This window comes from Streptomyces sp. NPDC059373 (assembly GCF_042751495.1).
In the GTDB taxonomy this organism is placed as follows: Bacteria; Actinomycetota; Actinomycetes; order Streptomycetales; family Streptomycetaceae; genus Actinacidiphila.
Map to the genome: position 1 here is coordinate 364369 of NZ_JBHYXC010000001.1, position 12996 is coordinate 377364.

Consider the following 12996-nt stretch of genomic DNA (forward strand, 5'->3'; position numbering starts at 1 on the left):
GCCCTGGCGCGAGTCCGTTCGGTACGGGGAGAACCCGGACCCGCTTGGCCGATGACCAATCGGCCCACCTCCTACAGCGCGGGGCACCGAAGAAACGTCACTCGGTCATCAGTTCGCGTTCTGGTCCGGCCCGTTGGGCTGGTCGTTGCCACTGTTGTCACTCGCGCCGCCGTCGTGCTGGCTCTTGTCGCTCGTGCTGTCCTGCTGGTTGTTCGCGTCGTTCCCGTCCTGCCCGGTGTTCTGGGAGTCGCCGGAGCCGCCACCGCCCAGCAGCCCGGCGCAGTAGCGGCGCACCTGGTGCCGGCCGCCGCCCGCCACGCTCCTGAGCTTCTCGAATCCCTTGCCGTCCTGGTACGCCCTGCACAGCGCCTGGTAGTCCGTGGTGCCGGCGGGCGAGGACGGCGTGCCGCTGGCCACACCGCGCGAGGCGCCGCCCGCCGGGCGCTCACGGTCGGGCGCCGAGGACGCGGATCCGCCGGGGGCAGCGGAGCCGGAACGGTGGGCGGAGCCGCCGCTGTGGACGGGCGCGGGACCCGGGGCACCGCCGCCGAAGGAGGTCGGCAGCGCGCCGACGGCGGCGGCCACCGCGACCCCGCCCAGCGCGGCCGTGGCGAAGAGCGCACCGGTGACCGCCTTCGCCGAACGGGCGACGTGCCGCAGCCCCCTGGGCCGGCGCCAGTCGTCGGCCCGGCTCCGGTGGCGTACGCCCGCGGCGAGGGTGCCCTCGTCGCGGGCCGAACGGAAGGCGGCGACCGCCGCCTCCTCGCGGACCGGGTCGAGGGCGGCCGGTGCCGAGGCGGCGGCGAGCAACCCGGCCAGCACGGCGGTGCGATCGGCGGTGCGCATGTCGGCGCGCATGTCAGCGCGCGTGTCGGCCGTGTCCAGGTCCGTCGCACCGCGCAGCAGCCGCTCCGCGGTGGCGGCGTCGAGCCAGTCGTCCGACCGGGCGGGTCCTCGGTTATCGCTCATCTCATGTCCTCAAGCGTTCGAGACACCGAAAACGTCACACTCGAAGGCCCCTCGTCGTATTCCAGCAGCTCAGCCAGCCGCCGCAGCCCCCGGCTGGTCGCCATCCGCATCGCGCCAGGCCGTTTGCCCAGCACCTTGGCCGCGCTCTTGGAGTCCAGGCCCATCACGACCCGCAGCAGGACCGCCTCGGCCTGGTCCCTGGGCAGGGACGCGATCGCGGCCAGCGCCCGGCCTGTCCCCACGGCCGCCACCGCCTCCTCCGCCGTGTCCTCCTCGGCGGGCCGGTCGAGCAGCTCCTCCACCCCGACGGCGGTCGCCGGGCGGCGCCCCACCGCCCGCAGATGGTCGAGGGCACGGTTGCGGGCGATCCTGGCCGTCCAGCCGCGTATGGCGTCGCCGGTGTCGCCGGACCCGGGGTCCCGGAAGGACGCCAGGTCGCGGGCTATCTGCAGCCATGCCTCCGATGCCACGTCCTCGGCGTCGGCGACGCCGACAAAGCCCCGTACGTACTGCAGCAGCTGCGGCTGCACCGCGCGGTACAGGACCCGGAAGGCTTCCTCGTCCCCCTCCTGCGCCGCGCGCACCGCGGTCGCCAGATCCACGTCTCGGTACCCCCCTCGCACAGGCGCCCTATCCTGCCACGCTGCGTCCGGCCTCAGCCGAGCAGCCGTGCCAGCCGCTTCAGGCCACGGTACGAGGCCGTACGGACAGCGCCGGGTCGCTTGCCGAGGACGCGGGCGGCCGAGGTGCCGTCGAGGCCCACGAGGACGCGCAGCAGGACGGCTTCGGCCTGGTCCGGGGGGAGGGTGGCGATGAGGGCGATGGCCTGCTCGGTGGCGAGGTTCTCCAGGGCCTGGGCGGCGGTGTCCTCGGCGCCGGGGAGTTCGAGGACGTCCTGTTCGAGGAGGGTGACCCGGGGGCGGGAGCGTTGCCAGCGCAGATGGTCCAGGGCGCGGTGGCGGGCGATGGTGGCCGCCCAGCCACGGAATCCGGCGCCGTCGCCCCGGAACCGGCCGAGGTCGCGGGCGATCTCCAGCCAGGTCTCGGAGGTCACGTCCTCCGCGTCGGCGGGGCCGACGATGGCGCGTACGTAGCCGTGTAACAGCGGGTCGACCAGGCGGTAGACCACCGTGAACGCGGCCTCGTCGCCGCCCTGGGCACGTTCGACCGCCGCTCCGAGCTCCGCGTCGTCGTCCATGGGTGAACGACGCCGCCCCCCGCTCCTGACCACGCCGTCCCCTTTATTTGAGGCTCGGTCCGCTTTCCCCCACAACCACCCCCAAGTTCTACAGCGTGGAATCGAACAAAATCGTCACACCTCGAAGGTGTGACACTTTCGGCTCCGGCGGCGCTGTACTTAACAGGGCGGTCGGGGACGCTCCTGTGGGGGGAGGCGGACCCCGGCCGCCTCACAGTTCGGCGAGCCGTTCCCGCTGCATGCGCGAAAGCTCCAGCACGACCACGACGGCCAGCACCCCCGTCACCAGGTAGAGCCCGGCGCCGATCATCGCGTCCTGCAGCGCCGCCCTGACCTCGTCGGTCCCCCGGGCGTTCCGCGTGTGGTTCCAGCCCCAGCCGGTGTACGTGACCGCGGCTACGAGGAACAGCCACCATGACGTGAGCGGCACGCTCGTCCGCCGTACGCGGTCCGGGGGACAACTGGCCGCCCAGATGTCGTTGATGACGCGCTTGGGCAGGAAGTACTGGACGACGGGGATCAGCCACGCCCCGACGACCCAGCCGAAGCCGTGCCGGTGGCCCTCCGGGCTGAGCGCTTCGGCGACGGTCCTGGCCCGTCGCAGCCAGAGCAGGAACACCAGCGCCGTCAGGGCCATGAGCCCGCTGCGGATGCCGGTGAGGTTGTCGGTCCACATGCTCGCCCGGTTCGCGGCCTCGGTGCCGTACGCGGTGCCGTACTGGCGCACCTGGGCCACCAGCAGGGCGGCGTTCGCCGCGACGCAGGCGGCCAGCACGGTGGCGGTCATGAAGGCCAGGGACTTCGTCACGGACGCGGAGCCTAGTCCGCCTAACCCACCCTGGCGGCAAGGTTCTTGAAGTCCGTCCAGGTCAGCGTCGGGCGGCGCGGGTCCCAGGTCTTCTGGGCGAGGGCGCGCAGCGGCATCCGGATGCCGTCCGTGATCTGGCCCTGGGTCTGGGCGGCGGCGTCGTCGCACCAGATGGCGAGCCGGCCGCCGAGGATGCGGTCGGCGCCGGCGAGCGCGGCGGGGACGGTGCGGTTGCGGTAGACGAGGGCGGGGGTCCAGCGCTCGTAGATGGCCCGGCCGGTGGGGTAGGGGAAGTTGGCCGGTCCGCCGAGCACGTAGTAGAGGTACCAGGAGTTGAGGTTGACCAGCTGCCGGCCCTCCCTCAGATACGTCTCGGGCAGCGGGCCGCGCTGCTTGTTGCTGGACCAGTAGTCGACCTGGCGGCCGGCGTCGGGCCAGGACCGGCCGCTGGTGAAGAAGCCGTCGTTCCAGGCCTCGGTGGTCTTGCCGTAGCCGCGCAGCAGGGCCGCGCGGTCGTTGAGCCAGGCGGTCGCGGCGTCGGCGACCGTGCCCTGCGGGCCGAAGCGGGCGCGGGCGTAGGCGGCGAGCCGGGGGAAGGACCTCTGCGGGTCGGCCACGGTCAGCGCGCCGTACTCGTCGCCGCCGAGGTGCCAGTACGGTCCCGGGAACAGCGGCGCGTACTCCTTGAGCAGGTCGTCGACGAGGGTCGCGGACCCGGCCCTGGAGATGTCGAGCGCGCCCTTGACCACCGTGCCGGAGGCGTTGCGCAGCCGGAGCGAGGGGTGGGCGGCCAGGACGGCGCCGAGGTGTCCGGGGCTGTCGATCTCGGGGATGACGGTGATGTGCCGCTGGGCAGCGAGGGCGACGATGGCGCGGATGTCGGCCTTGCTGAGGTGCCGGGCCGAGACGACCTCCGGGTGGGTGGTGCTCTGGATCCGGAAGCCCTGGTTGTCGCTGAGGTGCAGCTGGAGCTCGTTGAGCTTGAGGTCGCCCATCTCGCGGATCCGCGCCTCCAGCCAGCCGCGCGTGAAGTACTTGCGGCCGACGTCCACCATCAGCCCGCGCTGCGGCCGGTCGGGCCGGTCCTGGATCACGCCGGCCGGGAAGCCGCCCTTGGCGCGCAGCACCTGGAGCAGGGTGCGGGTGCCGTAGAAGACGCCGGCGTCGGTGGTGCCGCGCACGGTGATGCCGGCCGCCGAACTGGTCATCTCGTACGACTCAGGATTGCCGTTAACCCATTCGAGTGAAAGTGAGACGTCCCCCTGGCGGGCTGGGCCATTGGCGTACGGCACCCTCAGCTCGGACGCCAGCAGCCGCGCCTCGTCCTCGACGGCACTGCCGGCGGGGGCGACGACCCGGGTGTCGGGGCCGGGATGCCAGGTCCCGCCTGCGCTGGGGGTGAAGGAGCGGACCGCTGGGATCGACGGGATCGCGGGTACGGCGGCGGCTGCCGCGGTGACGGGCTCGGGTGCGAATACGGCCGCGATGACCGACACCACACCGGCGACGGAAGCGAACTTTGACCACAGATGCACCATGCGTGAACGCTAAGCCGGAACGGTGAACGCCGCTGCCCGGAGGTCGTCCGTCCGCTTTCGCTCACGTACGGGTGAAATTCGCGCATCCGTCGGACACTCGCGAACATCCGCCGATACGGTGGCTGCGCCCGCGCTCCACAGCAATCCCACAACACGTCCCACAGCCGTCCTCATCAGGTCCCTCAGGAGCCCACCGCTGTCCAGCGACACCCCAGCCGGCGTGCCCGAGTATCCGAGGCTCCCGCCCCAGTCCCGTGGCGGAGCGGACCGGCCCACCGGCCTCACCCTGCTCAACGACGCCCCGGCCGACGCCGCCGAGGCCACCCTGCTCGCGTGCTGCGGCAGCCTGCGCTGGGCCCGACGTGTGGCGGCCCACCGCCCCTACCCGGACCTCGCCTCCCTGCTGGCCGCCGCCGACGAGGCCGCGTACGACCTGGCCCCCGCCGACCTCTGCGCGGCGCTGGCCGCCGAGGCCGCCGCGACCGCCCCGCTGCCGCCCCGGGGCGGGCTGGCGGCGCTCACCGCGCTGCGGGCCGCCCACGCCGCGTACGAGGCGCGCTTCGGGCACGTCTTCGTGATGGCCCTGGACGGCGTCCACCCCGACGAGCTGCTGGACCACCTCCTCGCCGGCATCCGCGCCCGGCTCCTCCACGAGCCCGACGAGGAGCGCGCCACGGCAGCCGACCAGCTGCGCCGCGTCACCCGGGGCCGGCTCACCCGGCTGGTGGCCGGAGCCCATGCCCCGAGCCGGACGTAGGCATCCGGTTCCCTGATACATGCACCCAACCGTGCGGGATCGATCACACCTGGCCGACCCGGCGGGACGGACCCGACAAGCCGTCGCTACGATGGCCGGGGCCGGTGGACCGTACCCGGCCGGGTCGCGACCGACACCGAAGCCGGCAGGCCCCCACCCCGCTCCCGGAGGGTTTTTTCCGTGCCGGCTGGAACGCTTTACCGCGGCCGGGAAGGCATGTGGTCATGGGTGGCTCATCGAGTCACCGGTGTCCTCATCTTCTTCTTCCTGTTCGTCCACGTCCTCGACACCGCGCTCGTCCGTGTCTCCCCCGAGGACTACGACAAGGTGGTCGCCACCTACAAGCAGCCGATCGTCAGCCTGCTGGAGTACGGACTGGTCGCGGCCATCCTGTTCCACGCCCTGAACGGCCTGCGCGTCATCGCTGTCGACTTCTGGTCCAAGGGCCCGAAGTACCAGAAGCAGATGCTGTGGACCGTGATGGGGGTCTGGATCGTGCTGATGCTCGGCGCGATCTACCCCGTCCTCGGCCACGCCGCACGAGTCCTGTTCGGGAGCTGAGCACATGTCTTCGACCGACTCCGTGGAGCTGAGCGCCTCCAGCGCCGCCTTCAGCCCGGACAACCCGGCCCCGTACATCGAGGCCCCGCGGGCCCGCACCAAGCGCACCCCGCGTGCCACCCGGACCAACTTCGAGCTGTACGGCTGGCTGTTCATGCGCCTGTCCGGCGTCGTGCTCGTCGTGCTGGTCCTGGGCCACCTGCTGATCCAGCTCGTGCTGGACGGCGGCGTGACCAAGGTCGGCTTCGCCTTCGTGGCCGGCCGCTGGGCCTCGCCGTTCTGGCAGGGCTGGGACCTGATCATGCTGTGGCTGGCCATGCTGCACGGCGGCAACGGCCTGCGTACCGTGATCAACGACTACGCCGAACGGGCGAACACCCGGTTCTGGCTCAAGACGCTGCTGTTCACGGCGACAGCGTTCACCATCCTGCTCGGCACGTTGGTGATCTTCACCTTCGACCCGAACATCCGCTAAGCCAGGGCTGGGACAGGGAAGCGACCCCTCATGCAGATCCACAAGTACGACACCGTCATCGTCGGCGCCGGCGGCGCCGGCATGCGCGCGGCCATCGAGTCGACCAAGCGCAGCCGTACCGCCGTGCTGACGAAGCTCTACCCCACCCGCTCCCACACCGGCGCCGCCCAGGGCGGCATGGCCGCCGCCCTCGCGAACGTCGAGGAGGACAACTGGGAGTGGCACACCTTCGACACGATCAAGGGCGGTGACTACCTGGTCGACCAGGACGCCGCCGAGATCCTCGCGAAGGAGGCCATCGACGCGGTCCTCGACCTGGAGAAGATGGGCCTGCCGTTCAACCGGACGCCGCAGGGCAACATCGACCAGCGCCGCTTCGGCGGGCACACCCGCAACCACGGCGAGGCCGCCGTGCGCCGCTCGTGCTACGCCTCGGACCGCACCGGCCACATGATCCTCCAGACGCTGTACCAGAACTGCGTCAAGGAGGGCGTGGAGTTCTTCAACGAGTTCTACGTCCTGGACCTGCTGCTGGCCGAGGTCGACGGGGTGCAGCGCACCGCCGGCGTCGTCGCCTACGAGCTGGCCACCGGTGAGATCCACGTCTTCCAGGCCAAGGCCGTCATCTTCGCCTCCGGCGGCACCGGCAAGTTCTTCAAGGTGACCTCCAATGCGCACACCCTGACCGGTGACGGCCAGGCCGTCGCGTACCGGCGCGGACTGCCGCTGGAGGACATGGAGTTCTTCCAGTTCCACCCGACGGGCATCTGGCGCATGGGCATCCTGCTGACGGAGGGCGCCCGCGGTGAGGGCGGCATCCTCCGCAACAAGGACGGCGAGCGCTTCATGGAGAAGTACGCGCCCGTCATGAAGGACCTCGCCTCGCGTGACGTCGTCTCGCGCGCCATCTACACCGAGATCCGCGAAGGCCGTGGCTGCGGTCCCGAGGGCGACCACGTCTACCTCGACCTCACCCACCTCCCGCCGGAGCAGCTGGACGCCAAGCTCCCGGACATCACCGAGTTCGCGCGTACGTATCTCGGCATCGAGCCCTACACGGACCCGATCCCGATCCAGCCGACCGCGCACTACGCCATGGGCGGCATCCCGACCAACGTCGAGGGTGAGGTCCTGTCCGACAACACCACCGTCGTCCCGGGCCTGTACGCCGCCGGCGAGGTCGCCTGCGTATCCGTGCACGGCGCCAACCGCCTCGGCACCAACTCGCTGCTCGACATCAACGTCTTCGGACGCCGCGCCGGCATCGCCGCCGCCGAGTACTCCGCCACGACGGACTACGTCGCGCTCCCGGAGGACCCGGCCTCGGTCGTCGTCGCCCAGGTCGAGGGTCTGCGCAACTCCACCGGCAAGGAGCGGGTCTCCGAGATCCGCAACGCGCTGCAGGAGTGCATGGACAAGAACGTGATGGTCTTCCGCACCGAGCAGACCATCAAGGAAGCGGTCGAGGAGATCGCCCACCTGCGCGAGCGCTACAAGAACGTCTCCGTGCAGGACAAGGGCAAGCGGTTCAACACCGACCTCCTCGAAGCCATCGAGCTGGGCAACCTGCTCGACCTCGCCGAGGTCATGGCCATCTCCGCCCTGGCGCGCAAGGAGTCCCGCGGCGGTCACTACCGCGAGGACTACCCGAACCGCGACGACATCAACTTCATGCGGCACACCATGGCGTACCGCGAGGTGGGGGCCGACGGCACCGAGTCGATCCGACTCGACTACAAGCCGGTCGTGCAGACCCGCTACCAGCCGATGGAGCGTAAGTACTGATGAGCACCCCGACGCTTGAGAAGCACAGCGACGCACTGGACGCCGCCGAGGCGGCCGCCGGTCACCTGATCACCGTCACACTGCGGATCCGCCGCTTCAACTCCGAGGTCTCGGACGAGGCGAACTGGATCGACTACCAGTTCGACATCGACCCCAAGGAGCGTGTCCTCGACGCCCTCCACAAGGTCAAGTGGGAGATCGACGGCACCCTGACCTTCCGGCGCTCCTGTGCCCACGGCATCTGCGGCTCCGACGCCATGCGCATCAACGGCCGCAACCGCCTCGCGTGCAAGACCCTGATCAAGGACATCAACCCCGAGAAGCCCATCACCGTCGAGCCCATCAAGGGCCTGACCGTGCTCAAGGACCTCGTCGTTGACATGGATCCCTTCTTCCAGGCCTACCGTGACGTCATGCCCTTCCTCATCACCAAGGGCAACGAACCCACCCGCGAGCGCCTCCAGTCCCCCGAGGACCGCGCGCGCTTCGACGACACCACCAAGTGCATCCTGTGCGCCGCCTGCACCTCGTCGTGCCCGGTGTTCTGGAACGACGGCCAGTACTTCGGCCCGGCGGCGATCGTCAACGCCCACCGCTTCATCTTCGACTCGCGCGACGAGGGCGGCGAGCAGCGGCTGGAGATCCTCAACGACAAGGACGGCGTCTGGCGCTGCCGTACGACCTTCAACTGCACGGACGCCTGCCCGCGCGGCATCGAGGTCACCAAGGCCATCCAGGAAGTCAAGCGCGCCCTCATCACGCGCCGCTTCTGATTTTTTTGACACGCCTGTCGTCGGACCCACGAGGGCCCCACCTGTTCCCGGGTGGGGCCCTCTGGTGTGTTGAAGGCGCCGGCAGCTCACTCGTTCGGAGGAAGTCCGATCGGATGAACCTTTCTTCGGATGCGTGGGAAACCCCAGCTCAGTACGGTCGCCTGTGTCGCTTGTGGCTGGTCTGACCGGCCCCCACACTGGGGAAGGAGGTACTTCCGATGACCGTTCTCGAACGCGAGACACCTTGTGAGGCTCCGATGTCCGACGTGGACGACATGGACGGCGTGGCCGAGGAGCTGTGGCAGGTCTGGAAGGCCATGGACCTTCCGGACGGCTTGAGGGCCGAGATCGTCGAGGAGTCCATCGAGGTGTCCCCCAGTGGTCGGCGTCGTCACGCCGTGCTGATCCACCGCGTCCGCCGTGCCATGGAGACCCACATCAAGGGCAGCGGCTATGACCTCTACCAGGTCTTCAACCTCATCCACGGCCGCAAGGTCTGCATCCCCGACCTCTTCATCGGCCCCGAGGACCCGGAGGACATCCCCGACGAGGAAGGCCTCGGCGTCGACGCGACCCGCGTGCCGCTCGTCGTCGAGGTCGTCTCCCCCGGTCGCGACGCCCACCAGCGCGACCACGAACGCAAGCGCCGCTTCTATGCCACCGCCGGTGTCCCCGTCTACGTGATCATCGACGACTACGACAACGACGGCACCGTCACCGTCCTCACCGAGCCCGACCCCGGGAACAGCATCTACGCAGCCGTGACGCACGCGCCGTACGGCAAGCGCGTGGTGATCCAGGACGGTCCGGCCAAGCTCTTCACGTTCGACGAGAAGATCACCGCGGCCTGACCGCCACGTGGCGGGCCAGCGCGTCCAGGGTCCGCTGCCAGGCGTCCTCGGCCGCTGACTTGTCGTAGGTCTCGGGCCGCTCGTCGCAGAAGAAGCCGTGCCCGACTCCGTTGTACGTGACCTGCTCGTGGGCCACGCCCGCATCCCGGAGGCGTTCGCCGACCCGGTGCCACTCGTCGAGCGACATGACGAAGTCGTCCGCCCCGAAGAAGCCCAGCAGGAAGCCGGTGTTGGCGGCGATCGCCTCGCTCTTGGCGGCGGGAGCGACGGGTTCGGCCAGCGGGATGCCGCCGTCCAGCAGCCAGCCGCCGTAGTAGCTGACCACCAGGTCGAAGCTCAGGCCCGTCGCCCCCAGGACTGCGATGTGTCCGCCGAGGCTGAACCCGATGATCGCAGTGCCCCCGCTGCCCGCGTGCTTCTGCGCCGCCTCCCGGGCGGCGGCGAGATCGGAGAGCACCTCCTCGCCGCGGAGCGCGGTCATCAGCCGCCGCCCCTCCGTTCGCCCCGCGTCGTCGTAGCTCAGCTCCGCACACCGCGCATTCCGCCAGTAGAAGTCGGGCGCCAGCGCGGCATATCCGGCCGCGGCCAGCCGCTCGCAGATGTCCCGCACATGCGCGGTGACCCCGAACATCTCGCCGCCCACGATCACCGCACCGGCAGGCTCACGCCCCTCCGGCAGGACGAGATACGCCTCGGGTCCCTCCTCCTCGGTGAGTGGAATCCACTGCCTCGTCATCGCGTCCCCTACGGCCATCAGACCAACCCCCTGTGAGTACGGACCCCGAGGAGTCTAGAGCGCTGGTTGGATGGCGGTATGGCTGATCTTCACGAAGTGCTGCGGGTGTTCACCGGACCGGACGGCCGCGGTGGCAACGCCCTCGGCGTCGTACGGGACGGGGCAGCGGTGCCGTCGAGGGAGGGGCGGCAGGCGCTGGCGGCTGAGCTGGGCTTCAGCGAGACGGTGTTCGTGGACGACGCGGAAGCGGGGACGGTGGACATCTACACGCCGTCCGTGCGGCTGGCGTTCGCGGGGTATCCGCTGGTGGGGGTGGGGTGGCTGCTGGGCGTGGACACGCTGCGGCCGGAGGCCGGGGTCGTACGGACGTGGCCGGAGGGCGACGTGCGGTGGATCAGGGCGCGGCCGGAGTGGGTGACGGGGAAGCGGACGGAGCGGTACGGGACCGTGGCGGAGGTCGACGCGCTGCCGGCGCCACCGCCGGGCGACGGGTGGGTGTACGCGTGGGCGTGGGCGGACGAGGCGGCGGGGAGGGTGCGGGCGCGGGGGTTTCCCCGGCGGGGGGACGGGATCGCGGAGGATGAGGCGACGGGGGCGGCGGCGCTGGTGCTGAGCGGGGAGCTGGGGCGCGGGCTGGACGTGCGGCAGGGGGTGGGGTCGCAGATCCTGACCCGGATGAATGCGGACGGGACGGTCGAGATCGGAGGGCGGGTCAGCCGGTCATAGGTGCGGCTTGTAGTTTCTGTTGTCGATGTGCGAGACACCCCCCACCTCCTCCGCCATGTCGCGACGCTCCGTACTTGGAGTCGCGCTCGCCGCCGCATTGCTGCCTGTCGGATCGGCGGCGGCGGCGGGGAGATCGACGGTCGGGGGCGAGATGCTGGGCCGGTCGGGCACGCAGGTACGGAGGAAGAGCGGGGCGCCCGCGCTGCCGGTGACGAACTCGGCGGCGTGGGTGGTGGCGGACGCGGACAGCGGGGAAGTGCTGGCGGCGCACAACGCGCATGAGCCGCTGCCGCCGGCGAGCACGTTGAAAATGCTGTTCGCGGATACGGTGCTGCCGAAGTTCCAGAAGACGCGGAAGCACACCGTGGTGGATGCCGACCTCGCCGGGATGGGGGCGGGCAGCAGTCTGGTGGGGATAGAGCGCGGGACGACGTACACGGTGGAGCAGTTGTGGCTGGGCGTCTTCCTGCGGTCGGGCAATGACGCGGTGCACGTGCTGTGCGCGATGAACGGCGGGGTGGACCGGACGGTGCGGGAGATGCGCACGCGGGCCAAGGAACTGCGGGCGAACGACACGCATGTGGTGAGCCCGGACGGTTATGACACGTCGGGGCAGGTGTCGTCGGCGTACGACCTGACGCTGTTCGCGCGGGCGGGGCTCAAGAACGACGACTTCCGCCAGTACTGCTCGACCGCGGTGGCGGATTTCCCGGCCGGGGGCGGCAAGACGTTCCAGATCCAGAACACGGATCGGCTGCTGGGCGACTACCGCGGCCTGATCGGGGTGAAGAACGGCTATACGACGAACGCGGGCAACACCTTCACCGGTGCTGCCAAGCGTGGCGGCCGGACGCTGCTGGTGACCGTCATGCACCCGACGTCGGGCTACGACGAGGTGTACCGGGAGGCGGCGGCCCTGCTCGACTGGGGCTTCGGGGCGGCGGGGAAGGTCGAGGCGGTGGGCGAACTGGTGCCGCCGCTGAGCGAGGCGAGCCCGTCGCCGAGCGCGTCGGCGGACCCGGGATCCGGAGGCGTCACGAGGACGGCGTCGTCGGCCGGCGCCGGGCGTTCGTGGCTCGGGTCGGGCTCCACCGCGGCCCTGGTGACGCTGGTTGCCGGGGCCACCCTGGCGCTGCGGCGGCACCCGAAGCCGGCGCGGGGCAGGCGGGCGGCCGGGGCCGGCGGTGGGGGCGGCGGGCGGCGGCGGAAGTAGCGGGCTGCGGGCGTCAGTTGCGGGCGACCCAGACCTGGTTGAGGTGGGCCTGGTAGTAGCAGGGCGTGAGCCCGAGGGCGAGGCCCAGGCCGAGGCCGGTGAGGCCGGACGCGGAGCCGTGGAGCCCGGCACGGCGTTGGGCCTGGGCTATGCGGCAGCCGGTGTTGTAGAGCGAGGCGACGGCCGGGATGACGGCGATCGCGCCGACGGACACGGCCAGGACCGCAAGGGCCGGGCGGACCTTGATCTCGGGGTCGAAGTCGCGCAGTTCGCGGTTGGCGCGGTAGTACCAGAGGAGCCAGTAGAGGCCGAGGGTGGCGACGCCCAGCAGCCAGACGGCGACCGGGCGGCGCAGTTCCCCGGACGGGGTCGCCAGGCCCGCTCGCGGGGAGAGCGCGTACGCCCCCACGCCCACGACCGCGCCGTAGCGCGCTTCATCGAACATCCTGCCCCCCAGGTGCACGTACTCATCGAACACTCAAACGGCATGGCCGGAATCGCGGACAGCCTGGCCCCGGCTGCCGCGACGGCATTTCGCATCAAAGAGAAGGCAAACGTAGTGCCTGGCTCTACGCGTGTCAGCAGGGGCCCGGCCACAGGTTTCGG

The 12996-nt window shown here is 70.8% G+C and carries 15 protein-coding genes; 8 read left to right on the plus strand and 7 right to left on the minus strand.

The window, feature by feature from the left end:
• Positions 1-108 precede the first annotated feature (108 nt).
• The 5 genes from ACFXJ5_RS01650 to ACFXJ5_RS01670 all read right to left on the minus strand — a co-directional run bounded on the left by ACFXJ5_RS01650 (position 109) and on the right by ACFXJ5_RS01670 (position 4513).
• Positions 109-969 (minus strand): hypothetical protein, encoded by an 861-nt coding sequence (locus tag ACFXJ5_RS01650; protein WP_384625343.1) that lies wholly within the window; start codon positions 967-969, stop codon positions 109-111.
• Positions 966-1565, minus strand: coding sequence for an RNA polymerase sigma factor (locus tag ACFXJ5_RS01655; protein WP_384626530.1), 600 nt, complete (start codon positions 1563-1565; stop codon positions 966-968). Before ACFXJ5_RS01655 ends, ACFXJ5_RS01650 begins: the two co-directional genes overlap by 4 nt.
• Positions 1566-1624: 59 nt before the next feature.
• Complete coding sequence (locus ACFXJ5_RS01660) at positions 1625-2167, minus strand: RNA polymerase sigma factor (RefSeq protein WP_384625346.1); 543 nt, start codon at positions 2165-2167, stop codon at positions 1625-1627.
• A 211-nt stretch (positions 2168-2378) separates the two neighbouring features.
• Positions 2379-2975 (minus strand): DUF4328 domain-containing protein, encoded by a 597-nt coding sequence (locus ACFXJ5_RS01665; protein ID WP_384625349.1) that lies wholly within the window; start codon positions 2973-2975, stop codon positions 2379-2381.
• Between the two features lie 20 nt (positions 2976-2995).
• On the minus strand, positions 2996-4513 hold the full coding sequence (locus ACFXJ5_RS01670; protein ID WP_384625352.1) for a family 20 glycosylhydrolase: 1518 nt from the start codon (positions 4511-4513) through the stop codon (positions 2996-2998).
• Between the two features lie 220 nt (positions 4514-4733).
• Here ACFXJ5_RS01670 and ACFXJ5_RS01675 point away from each other — a divergent pair, with 220 nt between their 5' ends.
• From ACFXJ5_RS01675 to ACFXJ5_RS01700, 6 genes are all read left to right on the plus strand, one after another.
• Positions 4734-5270 carry a 2-oxo-4-hydroxy-4-carboxy-5-ureidoimidazoline decarboxylase gene (locus ACFXJ5_RS01675; RefSeq protein ID WP_384625355.1) on the plus strand — a complete coding sequence of 179 codons (537 nt, stop codon included), beginning with the start codon at positions 4734-4736 and terminating at the stop codon, positions 5268-5270.
• Between the two features lie 180 nt (positions 5271-5450).
• Entirely contained in the window at positions 5451-5831 is a 381-nt protein-coding gene (gene sdhC / locus ACFXJ5_RS01680) for a succinate dehydrogenase, cytochrome b556 subunit (RefSeq protein ID WP_127358730.1), read from the plus strand.
• Between the two features lie 4 nt (positions 5832-5835).
• Positions 5836-6306 carry a succinate dehydrogenase hydrophobic membrane anchor subunit gene (locus ACFXJ5_RS01685; RefSeq protein WP_384625358.1) on the plus strand — a complete coding sequence of 157 codons (471 nt, stop codon included), beginning with the start codon at positions 5836-5838 and terminating at the stop codon, positions 6304-6306.
• A gap of 30 nt (positions 6307-6336) precedes the next feature.
• Positions 6337-8091, plus strand: a complete 1755-nt coding sequence (gene sdhA, locus ACFXJ5_RS01690) for a succinate dehydrogenase flavoprotein subunit (RefSeq protein WP_384625360.1) — start codon at positions 6337-6339, stop codon at positions 8089-8091.
• Positions 8091-8864 carry a succinate dehydrogenase iron-sulfur subunit gene (locus ACFXJ5_RS01695; protein ID WP_384625363.1) on the plus strand — a complete coding sequence of 258 codons (774 nt, stop codon included), beginning with the start codon at positions 8091-8093 and terminating at the stop codon, positions 8862-8864. The genes sdhA and ACFXJ5_RS01695 overlap by 1 nt, the downstream gene beginning before the upstream one ends.
• 218 nt (positions 8865-9082) lie before the next feature.
• Positions 9083-9715, plus strand: a complete 633-nt coding sequence (locus tag ACFXJ5_RS01700; protein WP_384625366.1) for a Uma2 family endonuclease — start codon at positions 9083-9085, stop codon at positions 9713-9715.
• On the opposite strand, the gene ACFXJ5_RS01705 is transcribed toward ACFXJ5_RS01700, so the two are convergent.
• Positions 9702-10451 (minus strand): dienelactone hydrolase family protein, encoded by a 750-nt coding sequence (locus ACFXJ5_RS01705; RefSeq protein WP_384625369.1) that lies wholly within the window; start codon positions 10449-10451, stop codon positions 9702-9704. The two genes, ACFXJ5_RS01700 and ACFXJ5_RS01705, sit on opposite strands and share 14 nt — an antisense overlap.
• 78 nt (positions 10452-10529) lie before the next feature.
• On the opposite strand from ACFXJ5_RS01705, the gene ACFXJ5_RS01710 reads away from it, so the two are divergent.
• Both ACFXJ5_RS01710 and ACFXJ5_RS01715 read left to right on the plus strand, forming a co-directional pair.
• Positions 10530-11177, plus strand: a complete 648-nt coding sequence (locus tag ACFXJ5_RS01710; protein ID WP_384625372.1) for a PhzF family phenazine biosynthesis protein — start codon at positions 10530-10532, stop codon at positions 11175-11177.
• Positions 11178-11232: 55 nt separating this feature from the next.
• Entirely contained in the window at positions 11233-12390 is a 1158-nt protein-coding gene (locus tag ACFXJ5_RS01715) for a D-alanyl-D-alanine carboxypeptidase family protein (protein ID WP_384625374.1), read from the plus strand.
• A 13-nt stretch (positions 12391-12403) separates the two neighbouring features.
• Here the strand turns inward: ACFXJ5_RS01715 and ACFXJ5_RS01720 are convergent, their stop codons facing one another.
• Entirely contained in the window at positions 12404-12835 is a 432-nt protein-coding gene (locus ACFXJ5_RS01720) for a DUF4234 domain-containing protein (protein WP_384625377.1), read from the minus strand.
• Positions 12836-12996 lie beyond the last annotated feature (161 nt).